Source organism: Dysgonomonadaceae bacterium zrk40, from assembly GCA_016916535.1.
In the GTDB taxonomy this organism is placed as follows: Bacteria; Bacteroidota; Bacteroidia; order Bacteroidales; family Dysgonomonadaceae; genus Proteiniphilum.
On sequence record CP070276.1, the window covers coordinates 1,851,284 to 1,871,599 of the forward strand.

Here is a 20,316-nt window from a genome sequence, read left to right on the forward strand (position 1 = left end):
CAGAACAATTCAAAACCAGTTGATACAATGAACAAGAAATCCCATTACAAATTAATATTACTTCTTATCTCCTTTCTCTTTGTCTTCACGGCAACGCACGGTCAGTGCAGGGTGCCAAACAACGCATTTGCCAGTGGGGAGAAGATTGCTTACGACCTCTATTTCAACTACGGCATCATCAATGCCCGTGCAGGAAAGGGATCACTCTCTGTCACTGAGGCCAATTACCGTGGGGTCAACGCCTATAAGACGGTGATGACACTCAACACTTCGGGATTGGCAGGCAATATCTACTCCGTGAACGATACCCTTACCTCCTTCGTCGACAAGGATCTGAGACCCTTACTTTTTACAAAGGAGGCTGCGGAAGGCAAGGATTACTCGGTGGAGCGTCAGGCATTCAGCTATCAGAATAATCAGATTACAATTCGCGCCGTAAGAACCTGGAACGGAGAAGAGCGGTTCGATGAAACAGTAACTACAGATCGATGTACCTACGATTACCTATCGGTGCTCTCTTATGTGCGCAACATCGACTACACCGGCATGAATCCCGGGGACAGTCACTTTATTCAGTTTATCTCAGGGAGACGACCGGTACAGATGTATGTCAATTACCTGGGCACATCATCGGTCAAAGCAAACAACGGCAAACGTTATGAAGTGATTAATATCTCTATGACAATACAGGATGATGCTTTCACCAACCAGAAAGAGGCATTGAACGCTTCCATCACCAACGATGAGAACCGCATACCGATTGTGATAGATACCCACCTCAAGATGGGGATGGTGCGGGCAGTACTCAAAGATGTGTCAGGTCAAAGGCACTGACTCCCGGAACTGGGTCTGAACCGTTTGGGGTGGCAATTAAAGAAAAAAATCAGCAAATATGGTGCTCACTTATCCATAAATAGCCGAAAAGAACCTATCTTTGTGATTTAACAATGATTAGAGAAGGTATGGATGATCAGAATCATATTGCAAAAATACCGGAGCCGGCACTCAGAAGGTTACCCTGGTACCTTTCATATGTGAAGTTACTTAAGAATCAAGGAGAGACGATCGTATCCTCAACCCAGATCGCCAGGAAAATAGATGTCTCACCCTCACAGATTGCCAAGGATCTCTCCTATGTGGATATTCGAGGAAAGACAAGGGTCGGTTATGAGATAGACGATCTGATTCATGTCCTGGAAACCTTCCTGGGTTTCACCAAAACACACAAGGCGGTAGTGTTTGGCGTGGGTAGCCTCGGTGCTGCATTGCTCTCCGACTCAGGGCTGGAACAGTTTGGTCTGAAGATCATCGCCGGATTCGATGTGAAAGAGTCTGTGGTGAACAAAAAGATACACGCTATCCCGGTATATCACTCTGATCAGTTCATCGAAAAGAATAGTGTCATCTCAGCTGAGATCGGTATCCTGACCGTACCACCGGGTATTGCTCAGGAGGTGTCAAACTACATGATCAGTGGCGGCATAAAGGGGATATGGAACTTCACACCTTTCCGCATCCGTGTACCTGACGGTGTTGTATTGCAGAATACTTCACTCTATGCCCATCTGGCGGTCATGTTTAACCGTTTGTTGTAATGAAAATTTTCGCAGTAGGACTTAACTATGCTTCGCACAATAAAGAGATGAAGCGTACGTTTGAAAGCAGTGAACCGGTGTTGTTCATGAAACCCGATACGGCTTTGTTAAAAGATGGAAAGCCCTTTTTCCTGCCTGATTTCTCAGAAGATGTTCAGTATGAGACTGAGCTGGTAGTCAGGGTGAGCCGACTGGGTAAGAACATCGCAGAGCGCTTTGCTCATCGTTATTATGACCAGGTTACCGTGGGCATCGACTTCACTGCACGTGACCTGCAGAAAAAACAGAAAGAGCTGGGACTACCCTGGGAGATAGCCAAGGGATTTGATCACTCTGCGGCTGTTGGTACTTTTATCCCCATTGAGTCGGTGACGGCCTTACAGGATCTTAATTTCCGGCTCGACATCAATGGCGAGACCGTGCAGTCGGGCAACAGCCGTGAGATGATTTATCCGGTAGACCGGATCATTGCATTTATCAGCCGCTTATTTACCCTGAAAATCGGTGACCTGATATTTACAGGTACGCCTGCAGGTGTTGGCCCTGTGAAGATCAATGATCATCTGCAGGGATATGTTGAAGATAGAAAACTGCTGGACTTCCGGGTGAAATGAGCATCCCTGCAGCATCATACTGAACGCACATGAGAAGATTACTTCAGGCCATCATTGCCACTTTGTTGTTCTTTACCGCTATCCATGTATCCGCACAGGATTACAATCCCATACCGGTAGCCATGCCCTCACTACTCTTTGCTCCTGACGCCAGGGCTGCCGCAATGGGTGACGTTGGTGTTGCGACCATGCCCGACCTCTACTCACAGTATTGGAACGCAGCAAAGTATCCCTATATTACCGGTACCGCAGGGGTGTCGTTCTCCTACACACCATGGCTGAACAGCCTGGTGAATGACATTCATCTTCTCTATGCTTCAGGTTATTGGAAACCACGCAGTGAGGCGGCTGACGCTGTGAGTGCTTCACTCCGGTATTTCACATTGGGTAGCGTCGAGGTGGGAGACATGAGTGGTGAGTTCTGGCAAACTGTATCACCCCACGAGCTGGCTCTCGATGTCGCTTATTCACGGAAGCTTACCGAGACATTTTCCGGGTCCGTGACATTGCGTTATTTGCGGGCTGATTACTCTACAGGCAGTGATGAAACAACTCCAGGGAATGCTTTCGCCGCTGATATCGGGGGTTACAACGAGGCTTATGTCTACCTTGGCAGATCTGAGATGCTCCTCGGTCTTGGCTTTTCATTGTCTAACATCGGAACCAAGATTTCTTATGACGGGGGTAACAGTAACATGTTTCTTCCTGCCAACATGAGGGTTGGTGCATCACTGGGCATTCCCCTGAGCGAACAGCATACCCTCTCTTTCAGCACTGACCTGAACAAACTGCTGGTGCCTACGCCACTGTTGCAGGAAGATGGTGAAACATCGGAGGAGGCACAAGCACGAGTGGATCGCTACAACAGCATCTCATCCGTTGCAGGCATCTTCCGTTCGTTTGCAGATGCACCCGGCGGAATTGGGGAGGAGCTGAAAGAGGTGAGCTGGTCATTGGGGATGGAATACACCTACCTGAATCAGTTCTCATTGCGCAGCGGTTATTACAATGAAAATCCCTACAAGGGTAACCGGCGTTACATATCTTTTGGTGCAGGTTTCAGGACAGAATCATTTCAAGTGGATGCAGCCTACCTGTTATCTACAGCACAATCCAATCCACTCGATCAGACACTGCGTATCTCACTGGGATTTGACCTGGAGGGAATCAGGAATTTAATGCGATAATAATGAACATCAGAATAGGATTCGGATACGACATGCATCGCCTCAAAGAGGGGAGGCCACTCTGGATGGGTGGTATCTTGCTCGAACACAGCATGGGGCTGGATGGTCATTCCGATGCGGATGTGCTGATACATGCCATCTGTGATGCATTGCTCGGTGCTGCCAACCTGCGTGATATTGGCTATCATTTCCCTGACACCTCTGCGGCGTTTAAAGATGCAGACAGCAAGAACTTGTTGAAAGAGACCATCACGCTTCTTCAAAAAGAGGGTTACAGTGTAGGGAATATCGATGCTACTGTATGTGCGGAGCAGCCCAAGCTAAACCCTCACATCCCTGCCATGCAAATCATACTGTCAGAGTTGATGGGCATAGCTCCCAACGCCGTATCAATCAAAGCAACCACCTCCGAAAAAATGGGCTTTGTGGGCCGTGAGGAGGGGATCACTGCTTATGCCGTGGCACTGATTGAAAAAAAATAGGTTCTCATGGCACCTTTCAGCTGGTTAAAGCGTTTCAGGCAATCGCGCGGGTATGGTGTTCACTCTCCCTTTGCGTTCGAACTGATTCAAAAGGTGCTCTCATCCCGCACACATTATTATGCTTTTGATGAAATTGCAGATCATCTCTCCGCCAATCACCCGTATGTTCCCCTCAACAAAACCCCACATCATCTCTCTTTCCGGCTGGTAGACCATTTCAATGCGATGAAGATCCTTGAGATTAATTCGGGTCGCGGTGTGAATACCCTCTATCTGATCTCCCCCGATAGCCGCATCCATTGCACATGTGTGGAAACAAGAAGTGAGATGGTTGCAGAAGCAATTGAGCTTACCGCAATAAAGGGGAGCCAACGCACCATTTTGTCAGAATTGCCCCGGGAAGAGCGGTTCGATGCTATTTTTCTCCATCTGGATGTGGAGTCTCCTCCAACACTCGATTCACTGATTCAGCTCAGCCATGAAGAGACTTTCTGGGTAATTGATCCGGTCAATGCCACACGGAGCAAACAATATTGGCGCAATATCGTTAATGATGAACGCATCGGAATCACATTCGATATGAAAGATTTCGGGATCACATTCTTACGGCAAACTAACAGCAAGTTGCGTTATCTTATATAGTTTCCGGTACGAAGATCAAGGTTTACGGTTTGCTGCGTTTCGGCCGGGACATTTCTATTTCGAAAATATGGTGCTTACAACTGACAATTGAAAAAAGAATGAAAAAAAGTATTATCTATACAAAGACAGGTGACAAGGGTACCACTGCTCTGGTGGGTGGGACGAGAGTTCCCAAGACACATCTGCGACTGGAGGCTTACGGTACAGTCGATGAACTGAACAGCCATGTGGGATGGCTCAACTGCCTGATCACAGACAGTGAGGATCATGAATTCCTGCGATACCTGCAGCACAAACTGTTCACTTTGGGCTCCTATCTTGCCACTGAAACTGAAAACAAGGCACCGCATGCCGCAAGCATCATTGCTCAAAAGGATATCACCCGCATCGAGGAGCAGATCGACATCACCGACAGCCAGCTTCCGCGTCTGAATCGCTTTGTACTGCCCGGCGGAAATGAACCGGCATCCAGAGCACATATCTGCCGTACCGTGGCCCGCAGGGCGGAACGATTGGTCTACCATGTGGCTGAATCATATCCCGTGGCAGAAGAGGTATTAATCTTCCTGAACCGTCTCTCCGACTACTTTTTCGTGTTGGCCCGTAAGGAGGGGAGCAAAACTGCAGAAGAAATATATTGGGAACAGGGAGATATTTAAAAACTTTTCATACATTTGCGGAAATTTTGAAACAAACAACTAAAGAAAGGATTTTTCAATGTATTGGACACTAGAACTGGCTTCCAAATTGGAAGATGCTCCTTGGCCCGCCACAAAGGATGAGTTGATAGATTATGCCCAGCGTTCGGGTGCACCGCTGGAAGTCATCGAAAATCTGCAGGAGATTGAAGAGGATGGAGAGGTGTTTGAATCGATTGAAGACATCTGGCCGGATTATCCCAGTAAGGAGGACTTCTTTTTTAACGAAGACGAATACTGATTGGTAGACAGATATAAAAAAGGCCATCTCATAAAATTGCATGAGATGGCCTTTTTTTTAGGACGAGGCAAGACGAGACAGGGTTCTCGGAGGCTCTAGCCTTATTCTAGCCTTATTCCAGCCTTATTCCCTCCTTATACCAACGTCAAAAATTTATAAGGTTGGGATAAAGGTAAAATAACGATAGAATATCGAAATAGTTTCCAAGATTACTGGAACAGGATCACTTTTTTATGGGTATAATGCTCTTTTAGGAAGAGTCACCTTCTACAAAAAAGAGAGACTGTCTCTATCTTGAGACAGCCTCTTTTTTGATCCAATTACTGCAACTTATCTTTTAACACCCATGACGGACGAAAAGGTAAGAGATTGGCGTAGTTATCAAAGTAGCTTGTTAATCTTCTCTGTGAAAAGGGTTTTAGCACCTGCACCCACCACCTTGTCCACCACTTCGCCATTCTTGATGAAGAGTACTGTAGGGATGTTGCGTATGCCGTAACGAGAGGTTGTTTCGTCGTTGTTGTCAACGTCGAGTTTCCCTACCACCACGCGGTCTTTGTATTCTTCACTGATCTGATCGATGATTGGTCCCACCATCTTGCAGGGACCACACCACTCTGCCCAGAAGTCAATTACCACCAGTTTGTCCGATTGCAACACTTCTTCTATGTTCGCGTCTGTAATTTGAAGAGCCATATTTCTCTGTTTAGTTATGATTATGATTAATTGATTTTGAAATCGATGTCCAATTCATCTCGAAGGGTGTCAATAAGATGCTTGTTCACCCTGATTTTGGCAGGACGGGAAAACAACTGAATGTTCATGTGCCGTTCCTCCCCGATGATCTGGAAATATAACAACGAATTTCCTGAATTGTTTTTCATCAGTGCCGATAATTCGGCAACCGTGGTGTCATTCAGCTTCGTAAGTGGTATCTGGATGGTGATCTTCGAAACCAGTTTATCCTTCACCTCCGAGAGCAGACTGATAGAGGCGATCTTCACTTCCAGTTCATTTTCACGGTATCGCTTCGACTGTACTTTGCCTGCAATGTATACCGAGAGCCCGATGCGGGCGTAACGTCCGAAGTTGACACTGTCATCACTGAAGAGTGCGATCTCGTAGCTGCCAGCATAATCCTCTATCTTGAAGATGGTATATGGAGATCCTCGCTTGGTTTGTCCCTCACGTACAGCAGTGATGATGCCGCCGAAGGTGATGTCCAGGCCGTTGAGTGACTCCAGATCCTGAAGTCGCTGGGTGTCGGCATTGCAGACATATTTCAGGATGAACTCATAGTCATCAAGCGGGTGTGCCGAGAGGTAGATCCCTATCAGATCCCGCTCTTTGTTGAGCCTTTCCAGGTCACTCCAGCGGGCTGCCTGCGGAATCTCCGGACGGGCAATCTGGAAAGAGGAATCGTCTCCGAAAAGGGAGGTCATCGCCTCCAGCTTGTCCTGTTGATATTTGCTTCCGTAGCGGATCAGTGTCTCCAGGAACTCTTCGCCCTTACTGTTGGCAGCGACGAATTGCTCGCGGTGAATGCCTGGCAGCGAGTCAAAGGCGCCGGCTAGTGCCAGGGCTTCTACTGTCTTCTTGTTGCAGGAGGAGAGGTTCACCCTTTCCACAAAGTCGAAGATGTCGGCATAGGGACCGTTCTTTTCTCTCTCTGCAATGATGTCGTTTGCGGCACCCTGCCCTACGCTCTTTATGGCAGCCAGCCCGAACCGGACATCCCCCTCGCCGTTGACCGAGAACTTGAGGTAGGACTCGTTTACATCGGGACAGAGCACATTCATACCCATTGCCTTGCACTCATCCATGAACTTGGTGATCTCGGTGATGTTGTTCAGGTTGTTGGAGAGCACTGCAGCCATATATTCCGAGGGGTAGTTGGCCTTCAGCCAGGCGGTCTGGTAGGCAACCCAGGAGTAGCAGGTGGCATGCGATTTGTTGAAGGCATATGAGGCAAATTTTTCCCAGTCGGCCCATATCTTGTTGAGGATCTTCTCCTGGTATCCGTTTTGTTTGCCGCCTGCCAGGAATTTTTCCTTCAGGGCGGTCATCTTGTCGATCAGCTTCTTGCCCATCGCCTTGCGAAGCTCGTCCGACTGGCCACGGGTGAAGCCTGCCAGCAAACGTGACAGGAGCATCACCTGCTCCTGGTAGACGGTGATGCCATACGTCTCGCTCAGATACTTCTCCATTATTGGAAGGTCATAGCTGATCTCCTCCCTGCCATGCTTGCGCGCGATGAAGGAAGGGATGTAATCCATCGGTCCGGGGCGATAGAGGGCATTCATGGCAATCAGATCCTCAAACTTGCTTGGCTGGAGCTCCTTGAGGTACTTCTGCATGCCTGCCGATTCAAACTGGAAGGTGCCGGTGGTCTGCCCGTAACAGTAGAGCTTGTAGGTGACCGGATCGTTCATGTCGATGGTGTCGATGTTGATCTTAACACCCCTGGTCTGTTCAATCGTGACAAGTGCATCCTTGATGATGGAGAGGGTTTTGAGTCCCAGGAAGTCCATTTTGATCAGCCCGGTCTCTTCGATCACCGACCCCTCGTATTGGGTGACCAGCAGCTTCTCGCGGGTCTCCTTGTCTTCGGCTGTACTGATGGGTACCACGTCCGAGATATCGTTTTGACCGATGATCACACCACAGGCGTGCACCCCCGTGTTGCGTACGTTTCCCTCCAGCATGACTGCATATTTGAGGGTGTCCCTCAATAGTGGATCGCTGCTGTTGGCCGCCTCTTTGAGCTCCGGCACATTATCGATGGCTGCTCTAAGGTTCACCTTCTTCACGTTGGGAATCCTGTCGGGTACCAGTTTTGCCAGGCGGTTCGACTCCGAAAGCGGCAGCTTGTGCACCCGTGCCACATCCTTGATGGACGATTTTGTTGCCATGGTGCCATAGGTGATGATATGAGCCACCTTCTCGCTGCCATACTTCTCGGTCACCCAGCGCAGTACCTTACCACGTCCCTCATCGTCGAAATCGATGTCGATATCGGGCATTGAGATACGGTCGGGGTTCAGGAATCGCTCAAACAGCAGGTCATATTTCAATGGATCGATGTCGGTGATGCCAAGGCAGTAGGCTGCCGCCGAGCCGGCCGCCGAGCCGCGTCCCGGTCCCACGGCCACTTCCATCTCCCTGGCGGCATTGATGAAATCCTGTACAATCAGGAAGTAGCCCGGGAAGCCCATGTGCTTGATGGTCTCCAGCTCGAAGGTGAGCCGCTCACGGATCTCCTCCGTCAGCTCCTCCCCGTAACGGCGGCGTGCTCCCTGAAAGGTGAGATGTGCCAGGTAGTCCGCCTCCAGCTTTACCCTTATCACCTTGTCGTAATCACCCAGCCGGTGAAAGGTTGCTTCTCCGAACTCCTGCTTCAAAAGTTCTTCGGGATACTTTTCACGGTAAGCCTTTTCGGTGCCGAAAGCGGGATCGATGGGGTAAAAAGGCATCAGTGGTGGGTTGTCGATAGAATAAAATTCTACTTTGTCAGCCACCTCAAGTGTGTTTGTCAAAACCTCCGGCAGGTCGGCGAAGATTTGGTTCATCTCAGCGGTACTCTTCAGCCACTCCTGTTTGGTGTAGCGCATCCGGTCGGGATCATCGAAATCCTTCCCGGTGCTGAGACAGATCAGGCGGTCGTGTGCGTCGGCATCCTCTTCATTCACAAAGTGGACATCGTTGGTGGCTATCAGCTTTACGTCGTACTTGCGGGCGATGCGAATCAGTTCCTGGTTCACCCGCTCCTGCTTGGGGTAGGTGGTCTGGTCGGCATCGGGACGGTCGGTCTTGTGACGTTGCAGCTCCAGGTAGTAGTCGTCACCGAACACCCGCTTGTACCACTGCACCGCCTCCTCGGCATCGCTGATCTGACCGCTGTCCACCTTGCGGGAAATCTCACCTCCCAGGCAGGCGGAGGAGACGATCAACCCTTCGCTGTGTTTTTCCAGCAGCTCCTTGTCGATACGGGGACGGTAGTAAAATCCCTCGGTCCAGCTCTTGGAAACCAGCTTTACCAGGTTCTTGTATCCTGTAAGGTTCTTGGCCAGCAACACCAGGTGCCATCCGCTACCATCGATCTTCTCCGATTGTGAAAAACGGTCGCGCCGTGCCAGGTAACATTCGCATCCCACGATTGGCTTGAACAGCTTTTGCTCTGCCGCCTGCAACTGGTTTTGTAGGGCCTCCCTCCTGCCGGCAGCATCTTCCTCCTTCACGAGCGAGTCGATTTCTTTCCTCAGCTTGGCAATTTCCGTCTTGTGTGGACCGTTTTTCCTGTTGCAATAGTTGAGGAACTCCTTGATGCCATACATCGCTCCGTGATCGGTCAGGGCGATGGCTGGCATGCCGTCGCTCAGGGCTTTGTCTACCAGCCGTTGGATGCTGGCCTGACCGTCGAGCAGCGAATATTGGGAGTGGACGTGAAGATGAACAAATGGATGCATGTTTCTGAAATGTTGCCAATGGTTATATAGGGCAAATATACTGAAAAAGGGGGTAGTTTTTTCCGCTTATCGCAACAAGTTATCAACCATAGAATCTATCTCTCATTAGGAGAGTATCTTTGATCCTGGGATCAATTTCACGAAAAAGCCGGAGGGATACCCTCCGGCCTGATTCGTTCGGTTGAAAAGTTGTTCTTTTATTTTGCGATCCTTTCTAGCCATTTGATCATCGCCAGCATGGTGAACATGGAGATGAGACAGGCAACCACGAAGACCATCCAGGTGGCACTCATGGAGATCGATTTGTAGAAGATGGCACCGATGAAGAGCAGGCTGTTGCCCACGGCGGTGGCACCCAGCCATGCCCCCTGCATGATCCCCTGGTATTTGGGAGGAGCTACCTTCGAAACGAAAGAGATACCTAGGGGACTGATGAAGAGCTCGGCAACGGTCAGGATAAAATAGGTGCCGATCAGCAGCCAGGGAGTGACACGAGCCGCATCGGGCAGTCCGCCCATAGCATCCAGCTCTCCTTTGAGTGGAAGTCCCATTGAGCCCAGTGACATTACGGCATAAGCAATGGCGGCGATACCCATACCGATCGCGATCTTGCGTGGTGTGGAGGGTTCATTGCCTCGGGATCGAAGCCATCCGAAGAAACCCACGATGATTGGAGTGAGGAACACCACGAAGAAGGGGTTGATCGACTGGAAGATCTCGGCTCCTTCCAGTGTCGCGAAGCCCAGGTTTAGCCTGATCTGGCTCAGGTCAGTGTAATCTTTTGCGAAGAAAGTGAGGGTGAGCCCGTTCTGGTGGAACGAGAACCAGAAGAATATCACCACCGCAAAGACAGCGAAAAGGGCATAGAGGCGTTGCTTCACCTCTTTGATGTCCATCTCATCCACCACTGTACCACCTGCCGCTGCAGCATGTTTGTTCGCAGGATCGGGGAACCGGTTCTTGTTGAGCATGTAGATCACCAGCGAGATCAGCATCGCGACAATGGCTACCGCAAAGGCATAGTGGAAGCCTGTGGTGAAGACGTTGAGATATTCACCGGCAAAAGCTGTCATGTCGCTGCCGCTGTAACCCACTTCTCCGGCCAGTCGCTGAAAACGTTCGCTTCCCTCGGCCGTGATGGTGTTGCCCAGGTACTGATGCGCCAGCGTCGGCAGGTCGGCATTATAGAGGAAACCGTTCTTCTCCACCCACCAGTTGCGGACACCTACCGCCAGGAAGGGAGCGAAGATTGCACCCACATTGATGAACATGTAAAAGAGTTGAAACCCGGAGTCGCGCATCTTACTGTACTTCGGGTCATCATACATTTGCCCCACGAGTGCCTGGAGGTTCCCCTTGAAGAGTCCGTTACCAAAAGCGATCACCAGTAGGCCTAGGCAGCTGATTGCAAGGAACAGTGCGAACTTGTCAGCTGGCACCGGTGTCGGGGTAGGGATGGCGATGATCACGTAACCCACTGACATCAGCAGCAGGCCCGCCATGATGATTCCCTTGTAATTGCGGGTCTTGTCGGCCAGGAGCCCTCCCACGAGAGCCAGCAGGTAGATGGATGCATAAAATATGGAGTAGATGATACCGGTGGTGGTCTCGTCCAGTCCGAACTTGGTCATTAAGAAGAGTGTCAGGATCGCCATCATGGTATAAAAACCAAATCGCTCCCCCATGTTCGCCAGTGATGCGGCAAGCAGTCCTTTAGGATGATTTTTAAACATTCTCTGTAAATTTAGGGTGACTAATATTAGGTTACGGTATTTAAGCTGCAAATATAGAGATTTTTTCAGATAAATTTGCGCTAGATTTTCTAAAACTACCTCTATTCAGGTGCATGAAAATGATGAATCGCTTTTTTTTGTCATTTTTATTTGTGTATTCGAAAAATGTTGTACATTTGTGCCCTATCACAATGAAAAGATAACAAAGTGAACAGTTCTTCTTTTGCATATTCATTCTGGTTTTACTTTTATTTTAGCAGGTAAAGGCAGGATTTTTATGTAAAATGAGAAGAAATTAAAAGTCATATCAGATAACAAAAATCCTGTCGATTACACGATGGGATTTTTTTATGACTATGTGGCAAATTACAAAAGAAATGAAAAGAGTTGCTATTCAAGGAGGGCCGGGAGCCTATCATGAGATTGCCGCACGTGATTATTTCAAGTGCGAAGAGCTGGAGATCGTTCCCTGCCAGACATTCCGTGATATTTTCAGGGAAGCGGAGAAGGATCCGCAACTGATTGGGGTGATGGCCATCGAGAATACCATTGCCGGGAGCCTTCTGCCCAATCATGATTTGTTGAAACAACACCATCTCCGTATTGCAGGGGAGCATAAACTTCGAATCACACATACCTTGGCAGCCCTTCCCGGCACCACCCTTGATGAGATTGGAGAGGTGATGTCACACCCCATGGCGTTGATGCAGTGTGAGGAGTTTTTGGAGAGATTGCCCGGGGTGAAGATCGTGGAGCATGATGACACCGCCCTTGCAGCCAAAGAGATTCGTGAGCGGGAGATGAAAGGCACTGCCACCATCTGCAGCAGGCTGGCAGCGGAGAAGTATGGTCTGGAGATCCTGGCCCATGGAATTGAAACAAACAAACGCAATTTCACTCGTTTCTTTATCCTGGCACGTGAGGAGATGCTTCGTGAGGTGCAGAAGGATAACCATATCAACAAATCGTCGCTGGTGTTTGTCTTGCCACACAACGAAGGATCACTCTCGAAGGTGCTGTCGGTGCTCTCCTTCTATGGGATCAACCTGACCCGTATCCAGTCGCTGCCCATCATTGGCAGTGAGTGGGAGTACCAGTTTTATGTGGATCTCACCTTTACCGATTATCAGCGCTACCAACAGTCGATCGATGCCATCACTCCGCTGATCAGTAAACTGAAGTTGTTGGGCGAGTACAGGGAGGAGATGAATGCCGATGAACAGTAACTGAATGAAATGAAAACTACAATGAAGATGATTGAACCTGCAGCACATATCAAGTCAATAGAAGAATACTATTTCTCGGTGAAACTGGCTGAAGTGGCCCGTATGAATGCCGAAGGTAAAAACGTGATCAGTCTGGCGGTGGGAGCACCCGATCGGATGCCGTCGCAGGAGACCATTGAAATGCTTTGCGATACAGCCCGCCTGTCCGATGTGCATGCCTACCAGCCATATACCGGTATCCCCGAGTTGCGTAAAGCATATGCCGACTGGTACAAGCGTATCTATGACGTCACCCTGACGCCTGCTGAGGTATTGCCGTTGATAGGCTCCAAGGAGGGGATCCTGCATGTCTCGATGACCTTCCTGAACTTCGGAGATACGGTGCTGGTCCCCAATCCCGGTTATCCCACATACCGATCCGTATCGCAACTTTTGCGGGCAGAGGTGATGGAGTATGACCTGCTGGAGGAGAAGGGATGGGAGCCTGACTTCGAGGCTCTGGAAAAGATAGACTTGAGCCGGGTGAAGCTGATGTGGGTAAACTACCCGAACATGCCTACTGGTGCCAATGCATCGCAAGAGCTGTTTGAGAAGCTGGTGGCCTTTGGCAAGAAGCATCAGATCGTGATTTGTCACGACAATCCCTACAGTTTCATTTTGAACGACCACCCGATGAGCATCCTCTCTGTACCGGGAGCAAAGGAGATTTGTATCGAGCTCAACTCGCTAAGCAAGTCGCATAACATGTCGGGATGGCGCATGGGGATGCTGGCATCCAATCCTCAATTCGTTCAGTGGGTACTCAAGGCTAAGAGCAACATCGACAGCGGTCAGTTCAAACCGATGCAGCTGGCAACGGTGGCTGCTCTGTCGAACAGTGATGAGTGGCATGCCGGGATGAACCTGATCTATCGTGAACGACGCGACTGGGCCGAGAAGATCATGCATCTGCTTGGCTGTAGCTACGATTCTCGGCAGGTGGGATTGTTTGTGTGGGGCAAGCTGCCCGCAGAGGTGTCGGGTAGTGAAAAACTTGTGAATGAACTGCTTGAAAAGGCGCGTGTGTTTCTTACCCCTGGCTTTATCTTCGGCAGCAACGGTGAACGTTTTATCCGCATCTCGTTGGGAGCCTCAGTTGAGAAGCTGCAGGAGGCTTACATGCGGATTGAGGAATATATGGGGAATAGCTGATTGGTCGTTTTAAGTATTTGAGGATTAGCTTGGTGTTGATTGTAAATCATGGAGTAAATATTAATTGAGACAATAATAAAAACAATAGATATGGAATTCGAATCAATTTTATTGCCGGGCATTGACGCGAAGAGACCGCTGGTGATTGCGGGGCCCTGCAGTGCCGAGACAGAAGAACAGGTGATGACCACCGCGCGCCAGCTGGCGGCAGTGGGAGTGAAGATCTACCGCGCAGGGGTATGGAAACCCCGCACAAAGCCAGGTGGTTTTGAGGGGATCGGTAGTCCGGCGCTGAAATGGATGATGCAGGCGGAAAAGGAGACTGGCATGTACATGGCCACCGAGGTGGCTACGGAGAAACATGTCTATGAGGCATTGAAGTATGGTGTAGATATACTTTGGATAGGGGCACGCACGGCTGCCAACCCTTTTGCAGTGCAGGAAATTGCAGATACCCTCAAAGGAGTGGATATCCCCATCCTGATCAAGAATCCGGTGAATCCCGACCTGGAGCTCTGGATCGGTGCACTGGAGCGACTCTACAACGCAGGTATCCGCAAGCTGGGAGTGATACACCGTGGATTCAGCACTACCGACAAGACCATATACCGCAATCTGCCGCAATGGCACATTCCCATCGAGTTGAAACGGCGTTTTCCCACTTTGCCGATAATCTGCGACCCAAGTCATATCGGCGGCGACCGCAACCTGATCTTCAAAATCAGTCAACAGGCGATGGATCTCAACTACGCGGGATTGATCATCGAATCGCATTGTTCCCCCGACGAGGCGTGGAGCGATAAGGCTCAACAGGTCACTCCGGCTGCACTGAAGGAGATTCTCGATACCATCGTAATCCGTGATACGGTGCAGACGACTGAAGATCTCTCGGTGTTGCGCGACCAGATAGATGAACTCGACAATGACCTGTTGCAGCTTTTGGCAAAGCGTATGCGTGTGTCAAGAGAGATCGGCCAGTACAAGCTGGAGCATGACATGCCAATCCTGCAGACGCAGCGCTACGATCAGATCCTGACCGACCGTGCCTATCAGGGTGAACGTCTGGAGATGTCGGGCGACTTCGTGAAGAAGGTTCTGGAGTCGATCCATTCCGAGTCGGTCCGTCAGCAGATGGTGGTGATGGAGAGAGCGAAGAAATAACTGATGAAAGGTAAGCGATGAAAATATTAATCCTTGGAGCCGGCAAGATGGGCTCATTCTTTGCCGATGTGCTCAGTTTCGACCATGAGGTGGCGGTGCTCGACCCCGATCCGAAGAAGTTACGGTTCATCTACAACACGGAGCGGATGACCACCCCGCAAGAGGTGGAAGCATTCGCCCCTGAGTTGGTAATCAATGCCGCCACACTCAAATTTACGATCCCTGCTTTTGAATCGGTACTTCCCTATCTGCCGGAGACCTGTATCCTGAGCGATATCGCCTCGGTGAAAACCGGACTGGAGGAGTTTTACCGGGAGCGCACCCGCCCCTATGTCTCCACACACCCCATGTTCGGCCCCACCTTTGCCAGCCTGAACGACCTGAGCAGCCAGAGCGCCATCATTATTGCTGAGTCGTCACACCTGGGCAAAGTCTTTTTCCGTGATCTCTACCATCACCTGAAGCTGAATGTGTTCGAATACTCCTTCCGGGAGCATGATGAAACCATCGCCTATTCGCTTTCCATCCCCTTTGCTTCTACCCTGGTGTTTGCCTCGGTGATGAAGCACCAGGATGCGCCCGGTACCACCTTCAAAAGACACATGCAGATCGCACAGGGATTGCTTTCAGAAGATGACTTCCTGCTCACCGAGATTCTCTTCAACCCTTATACACCGGGGCAGCTGACCAATATACGGGAGAAACTGAAGGAGTTGCTGGCCATTATCGAAACCAAAGACTCTGAACGAATGAAGGCCTTCTTGACGGAGGTGCGCATAAATATTCAGTAATGAGCAACTAACACTTGATTATCCTCTCATGCTTTTTTGAGGGGATTATGAAGGGTTACACAGATTATTTTCTCACGTTACTCGGTATAGATGCGGATGATCTTCGCATCCTGGCTGGGGCGGCTGTTGCCATCCACCTCGAGGGCTGCAATCTTGTCGATCACCTCCAGACCCTCGGTCACCTCGCCAAAAACGGTATACTCCCCGTCGAGATGGTGGGCGCCGCCAATGGTTGTGTAGGCTTCTTTCAGGCTATCCGGCCAGAAGAACTTGCCGGGGGCCTCCAGGTATAGTGAATCCACCAGGGTCAACACCGAATCAAGCAGCGCGTTGAATTCCCACGGATCACTCTCTTTTAGGTGTGCCAGTTCCTCCTTGACAGGTGAATAGTGTGTGCGGATGATTTCATTCTTGATGGGGATGTTCACACTCATTTCAGTGCTGTCGAGTCGCCCCTGTGTGTAAACCTTTCCATGTACGATGTACAACTGCGAAGCATCCGATTTCTTCTGCGGATTCTCATTGTCTCCTTTTCGTGGTGCTGCCAGTGCACCTTTCTTGTGGAAATGATGTTCCCTGAACTCCGGCATCAGCTCCATGTCGGTGCGGCCGCCACCAATCTGCGCTCCGGCAGGTGCATTGCGCGAGTCCTGAGCCCCACCCTGGATGACGAAGTTCTTTACCACCCTGTGGAAGAGCGTGCCGTCGAAATATCCCTGACGGATCAACCGTATGTAATGATCCCCGTGCCGAGGTGTATCATCATACAGCATTGCCTTCATGGTGCCATAATTGGTCTCGATCACGATGGTGGGATATTTCGTTTGTGCCTGCAGTATCGCTGCACAGCCCAGGAGTAAAGCAAGAACTGTTTTTTTCATTTCCGGTTGATTTTGATGTTTTGATGATGCCCGGTTGATTGCTGAAAGCTGAAAGGTGACCCTCCTAATTTGGCGCCTTCCGATAGAGGAATATCGCAATCAGGATGAAGAAGATATTGGGTACCCATGCCGCAATGAAGGGGCTCATGCTTCCTTTGACCGCGAAGGTGGAGCTGACCGTCATGAAAAGGATGTAGGCCATACTCAGTCCCAGTCCCACACCGATGTTGAGTCCCATGCCTCCCTTCACTTTTTTTGCTGAGAGGGAAGCACCAATCAGTGTGAGGATGAAAGCTGAGAAGACATTGGCGATACGCGAGTGATACTCAATTTGGAAAGCCTGTATGTTGCCCATCCCCCGCTCCTTCTGGCTCTTCACATAGTGGCGCAATTGGGTAGATGTCATCATCTGCTGGTCGGTTTTGGCGATGATAAAGTCGTCAGGTACAATCTGAAGGGTGGTGTCAATTGATTGCCCCTTGGTAATGGTTTCCCTGGCACCGTTAAAATCCCTCACCTGGTAGTTTTGAATGCTCCACTGGTAAGCCGAGTCGTAACGGATGGATTGGGCCGTGAGGCGAGAGACCAGCTGCAGGCTGTCGAAGTGATCGATTGAGAAGTTGTAACCGGTTTGGCTCTTCATGTCGAAGTTGCCGAAGTAGACGATGGTGCCGGGGCCCACCCGAAACTGGATGTCACGATCGCCGGTTTTCTTCTTCCTTGGATCCACGTAGGTCTGTTCAAACTCGATGCGGGTGGCGTTGGCAGGGGGTATGATGTAACCACCGAATATGAAGGTGAAGATGGCGATCACCAGTGCGGCCACCATATAAGGTTTCATCATCCTCCGGAAACCGATGCCGTTGGAGAGGATGGCGATAATCTCCGAGTTGTTTGCCATCTTGGAGGTGAAGAAGATCACCGCCAGGAAGACAAAGAGGGGGCTGAAGAGGTTTGTGTAGTAGGGGATGAAGTTGAGGTAGTAGTCGAAGATGATCTGTTCCAGCGAAGCGTTGTTGGTCATAAACTTGTCAATCTTCTCGTTGATGTCGAATACCACCGCGATGGAGATGATCAACGCGATCATGAAGAGGTAGGTCCCCAGGAACTTCTTGATGATGTACCAGTCCAGACGTTTCAGGTTCAGTATGGAGAGGATCTTTTTCATAATCTTCGTGTCACCTTTTCGATCATCTGCGGTTTCCATGTGGAGAAATCGCCAGCGATGATATGTTCGCGTGCCTCCATTGCCAGCCAGACATAGAATGCCAGGTTGTGAATCGAGGCGATCTGCAGTCCCAGGATCTCGTTCGTGTTGATAAGATGTCGCAAGTATGCCTTGCTGTAGAGACGGTCCACGAACGACTCACCATCCTCCTCTATCGGTGAGAAATCATTTTTCCAGCGCTCGTTGCGCATGTTCATGACTCCCTCCTTGGTGAAAATCTGGCCGTTGCGGCCGTTGCGTGTAGGCATGATGCAGTCGAACATGTCGACTCCCCGTTCAATCGCCTCCAGGATGTTCTCCGGTTTGCCCACGCCCATCAGGTAACGGGGTTTATCCTTTGGCAGGATGCCGTTCACCAGCTCCACCATTTCATACATCTTCTCAGTGGGCTCTCCCACCGCCAGTCCACCGATGGCATTGCCGTCGGCTCCCAGGGATGCCACTTTTTCAGCGGCACGCTTCCGCAGATCAGGGTAGACACATCCCTGCACGATGGGGAAGAGCGCCTGACTATGTCCGTAGGGGCATTCTGTCTCCGACATGCGGGTGATGCAGCGGTCGAGCCAACGTTCGGTAAGCTCCAGCGACTGTTTCGCGTAGCCGTAGTCAGCGTCTCCGGGAGTGCACTCATCGAACGCCATGATGATATCTGCACCGATGATGCGTTGTATGTCGATCACTTTCTCGGGGGTGAAGAAATGTCTGGATCCGTCGATGTGCGACTGAAAAACAGCCCCTTCCTCCGTCAGCTTCCGGTTCTCGGTGAGAGAGAATACCTGGAACCCCCCGCTGTCGGTCAGTATCGGACGGTTCCAACTGTTGAAACGGTGCAATCCCCCCGCCGCCTGAATGATCTCCAGGCCGGGGCGCAGGTAGAGGTGATAAGTGTTGCCTAGGATGATTTCTGCCCCTATGTCCTCTTTCAGCTCGCTGATGTGTACCGCCTTGACACTGCCCACCGTGCCCACCGGCATGAAGACAGGAGTCTCCACTGCTCCGTGGTCGGTTGTGATGAGCCCTGCCCGTGCGTCGGACCTCGGGTCGGTATGTAGTAACTGGAAATCCAAATTGTGTCTGTTCTTCGGTTTAAGGCGCAAAGATATATTTTTTGGCTTTATAAACAGTAGTGTAACGGTTTAAAAATAGTTACGGGGTAAAAGAAGTGAATGTAGCTCTCAAATTCGTATATCCCCGAAGAAAATCCTATTTTTGTACTGTTTTGACATTTTAAACAATTACCTATAGCTTGACGCTGTCTGCCGATGCATGATGGGGTGATCCCAAAACAGCTGTAGCAGCATGCACAGATATCATCATTATGGAGAAAAAAACTGAAACAATGCAACGCAAGCCTGAATGGCTGAAAATATCTTTGCCGCAGGGCAAACAATACCTCGATGTGAAGGAGATCATCGCCAGGAAGAAACTGCACACAATCTGTGTGAGCGGAAAATGTCCCAACATGGCAGAATGCTGGGGAAGAGGTACCGCCACCTTCATGATCCTGGGAGAGGTTTGTACCCGATCCTGTCGCTTCTGTAATGTGAAGACCGGCACACCGCTGGGTGTGGACTGGGATGAACCGGCACGGCTGGCCGACACCATCGAACAGATGAACCTGCGCCATGTGGTGCTCACCAGTGTCGACCGTGATGATCTGGAGGACGGGGGGGCCGAGATCTGGTCGCGTACTGTAAGACGAATCAAGGAGCGCTGTCCTCAGGTGACCATTGAGACCCTGATACCTGATTTTAACGGTCAGGAGGATCTGATTCGCAAGGTTATCGATGCCGGTCCCAACATCGTGTCGCACAACATGGAGACGGTGCGGCGGTTGACCCCCAAGGTACGTAGCCGTGCAAAGTATGAGGTGAGCCTCAAAACCCTCGGGATCATCGCCGCCAGCGGCAAGGTGAGGGCCAAGTCGGGTGTGATGGTGGGCCTTGGAGAAACAGAAGAGGAGATTTACGAGACGATGGACGACCTGCTGGCGGTAGGGTGTAGCGTACTCACCGTGGGGCAGTATTTGCAACCCACGCGCAGGCACTTGGCGGTTAAGGAATATGTCTCACCGGAGCAGTTTGCACGTTATAGGGAGGTGGCACTCGAGAAAGGATTTCGTTTCGTGGAGAGCGGCCCGCTGGTACGCTCCTCCTATCATGCAGAAAAACATGTGTGAG

The 20,316-nt window shown here is 50.4% G+C and carries 19 protein-coding genes; 13 read left to right on the plus strand and 6 right to left on the minus strand.

Features of this window, described 5'->3' with window-relative positions:
• Window positions 1-27: 27 nt before the first annotated feature.
• The 8 genes from JS578_07650 (at window position 28) to JS578_07685 (ending at window position 5,459) form a co-directional block, all read left to right on the plus strand.
• On the plus strand, window positions 28-834 hold the full coding sequence (locus tag JS578_07650; protein ID QRX62773.1) for a DUF3108 domain-containing protein: 807 nt from the start codon (window positions 28-30) through the stop codon (window positions 832-834).
• A 128-nt stretch (window positions 835-962) separates the two neighbouring features.
• The gene (locus JS578_07655; GenBank protein ID QRX62774.1) at window positions 963-1,595 is read left to right on the plus strand and encodes a redox-sensing transcriptional repressor Rex; all 633 of its coding nucleotides are present in this window, start codon (window positions 963-965) and stop codon (window positions 1,593-1,595) included.
• Window positions 1,595-2,209, plus strand: coding sequence for a fumarylacetoacetate hydrolase family protein (locus tag JS578_07660; GenBank protein QRX62775.1), 615 nt, complete (start codon window positions 1,595-1,597; stop codon window positions 2,207-2,209). Before JS578_07655 ends, JS578_07660 begins: the two co-directional genes overlap by 1 nt.
• Window positions 2,210-2,238: 29 nt before the next feature.
• Window positions 2,239-3,396 (plus strand): type IX secretion system outer membrane channel protein PorV, encoded by a 1,158-nt coding sequence (gene porV, locus JS578_07665; GenBank protein QRX62776.1) that lies wholly within the window; start codon window positions 2,239-2,241, stop codon window positions 3,394-3,396.
• A 2-nt stretch (window positions 3,397-3,398) separates the two neighbouring features.
• Window positions 3,399-3,878, plus strand: a complete 480-nt coding sequence (locus tag JS578_07670; GenBank protein QRX62777.1) for a 2-C-methyl-D-erythritol 2,4-cyclodiphosphate synthase — start codon at window positions 3,399-3,401, stop codon at window positions 3,876-3,878.
• A 6-nt stretch (window positions 3,879-3,884) separates the two neighbouring features.
• Window positions 3,885-4,520, plus strand: coding sequence for a hypothetical protein (locus JS578_07675; protein ID QRX62778.1), 636 nt, complete (start codon window positions 3,885-3,887; stop codon window positions 4,518-4,520).
• Between the two features lie 98 nt (window positions 4,521-4,618).
• Complete coding sequence (locus JS578_07680) at window positions 4,619-5,179, plus strand: cob(I)yrinic acid a,c-diamide adenosyltransferase (protein QRX62779.1); 561 nt, start codon at window positions 4,619-4,621, stop codon at window positions 5,177-5,179.
• Window positions 5,180-5,237: 58 nt separating this feature from the next.
• Window positions 5,238-5,459 carry a DUF2795 domain-containing protein gene (locus JS578_07685; GenBank protein ID QRX62780.1) on the plus strand — a complete coding sequence of 74 codons (222 nt, stop codon included), beginning with the start codon at window positions 5,238-5,240 and terminating at the stop codon, window positions 5,457-5,459.
• Between the two features lie 381 nt (window positions 5,460-5,840).
• On the opposite strand, the gene trxA is transcribed toward JS578_07685, so the two are convergent.
• From trxA to JS578_07700, 3 genes are all read right to left on the minus strand, one after another.
• Window positions 5,841-6,155, minus strand: coding sequence for a thioredoxin (gene trxA, locus JS578_07690; protein QRX62781.1), 315 nt, complete (start codon window positions 6,153-6,155; stop codon window positions 5,841-5,843).
• 26 nt (window positions 6,156-6,181) lie between these two features.
• Window positions 6,182-9,925 (minus strand): DNA polymerase III subunit alpha, encoded by a 3,744-nt coding sequence (gene dnaE / locus JS578_07695; protein QRX62782.1) that lies wholly within the window; start codon window positions 9,923-9,925, stop codon window positions 6,182-6,184.
• A 197-nt stretch (window positions 9,926-10,122) separates the two neighbouring features.
• Window positions 10,123-11,658 (minus strand): peptide MFS transporter, encoded by a 1,536-nt coding sequence (locus JS578_07700; protein QRX62783.1) that lies wholly within the window; start codon window positions 11,656-11,658, stop codon window positions 10,123-10,125.
• Between the two features lie 377 nt (window positions 11,659-12,035).
• Between JS578_07700 and JS578_07705 the strand changes: the two genes are divergently transcribed.
• The 4 genes from JS578_07705 to JS578_07720 all read left to right on the plus strand — a co-directional run bounded on the left by JS578_07705 (window position 12,036) and on the right by JS578_07720 (window position 16,027).
• Entirely contained in the window at window positions 12,036-12,884 is an 849-nt protein-coding gene (locus tag JS578_07705; protein QRX62784.1) for a prephenate dehydratase, read from the plus strand.
• Between the two features lie 9 nt (window positions 12,885-12,893).
• Window positions 12,894-14,075, plus strand: a complete 1,182-nt coding sequence (locus JS578_07710; protein QRX62785.1) for an aminotransferase class I/II-fold pyridoxal phosphate-dependent enzyme — start codon at window positions 12,894-12,896, stop codon at window positions 14,073-14,075.
• Window positions 14,076-14,165: 90 nt separating this feature from the next.
• Complete coding sequence (locus tag JS578_07715; protein QRX62786.1) at window positions 14,166-15,236, plus strand: bifunctional 3-deoxy-7-phosphoheptulonate synthase/chorismate mutase type II; 1,071 nt, start codon at window positions 14,166-14,168, stop codon at window positions 15,234-15,236.
• Between the two features lie 17 nt (window positions 15,237-15,253).
• Window positions 15,254-16,027: a prephenate dehydrogenase gene (locus JS578_07720; protein QRX62787.1), complete on the plus strand. Its 774-nt coding sequence runs from the start codon at window positions 15,254-15,256 to the stop codon at window positions 16,025-16,027.
• Between the two features lie 77 nt (window positions 16,028-16,104).
• Here JS578_07720 and JS578_07725 read toward each other — a convergent pair whose 3' ends face one another.
• The 3 genes from JS578_07725 to tgt all read right to left on the minus strand — a co-directional run bounded on the left by JS578_07725 (window position 16,105) and on the right by tgt (window position 19,203).
• Window positions 16,105-16,908 (minus strand): peptidylprolyl isomerase, encoded by an 804-nt coding sequence (locus JS578_07725; GenBank protein ID QRX62788.1) that lies wholly within the window; start codon window positions 16,906-16,908, stop codon window positions 16,105-16,107.
• 64 nt (window positions 16,909-16,972) lie between these two features.
• Window positions 16,973-18,076, minus strand: a complete 1,104-nt coding sequence (locus JS578_07730) for an LptF/LptG family permease (protein ID QRX62789.1) — start codon at window positions 18,074-18,076, stop codon at window positions 16,973-16,975.
• Window positions 18,073-19,203 (minus strand): tRNA guanosine(34) transglycosylase Tgt, encoded by a 1,131-nt coding sequence (gene tgt / locus JS578_07735; protein ID QRX62790.1) that lies wholly within the window; start codon window positions 19,201-19,203, stop codon window positions 18,073-18,075. Before tgt ends, JS578_07730 begins: the two co-directional genes overlap by 4 nt.
• 251 nt (window positions 19,204-19,454) lie before the next feature.
• On the opposite strand from tgt, the gene lipA reads away from it, so the two are divergent.
• Window positions 19,455-20,315: a lipoyl synthase gene (gene lipA / locus JS578_07740; protein ID QRX62791.1), complete on the plus strand. Its 861-nt coding sequence runs from the start codon at window positions 19,455-19,457 to the stop codon at window positions 20,313-20,315.
• Window position 20,316: the final 1 nt, after the last annotated feature.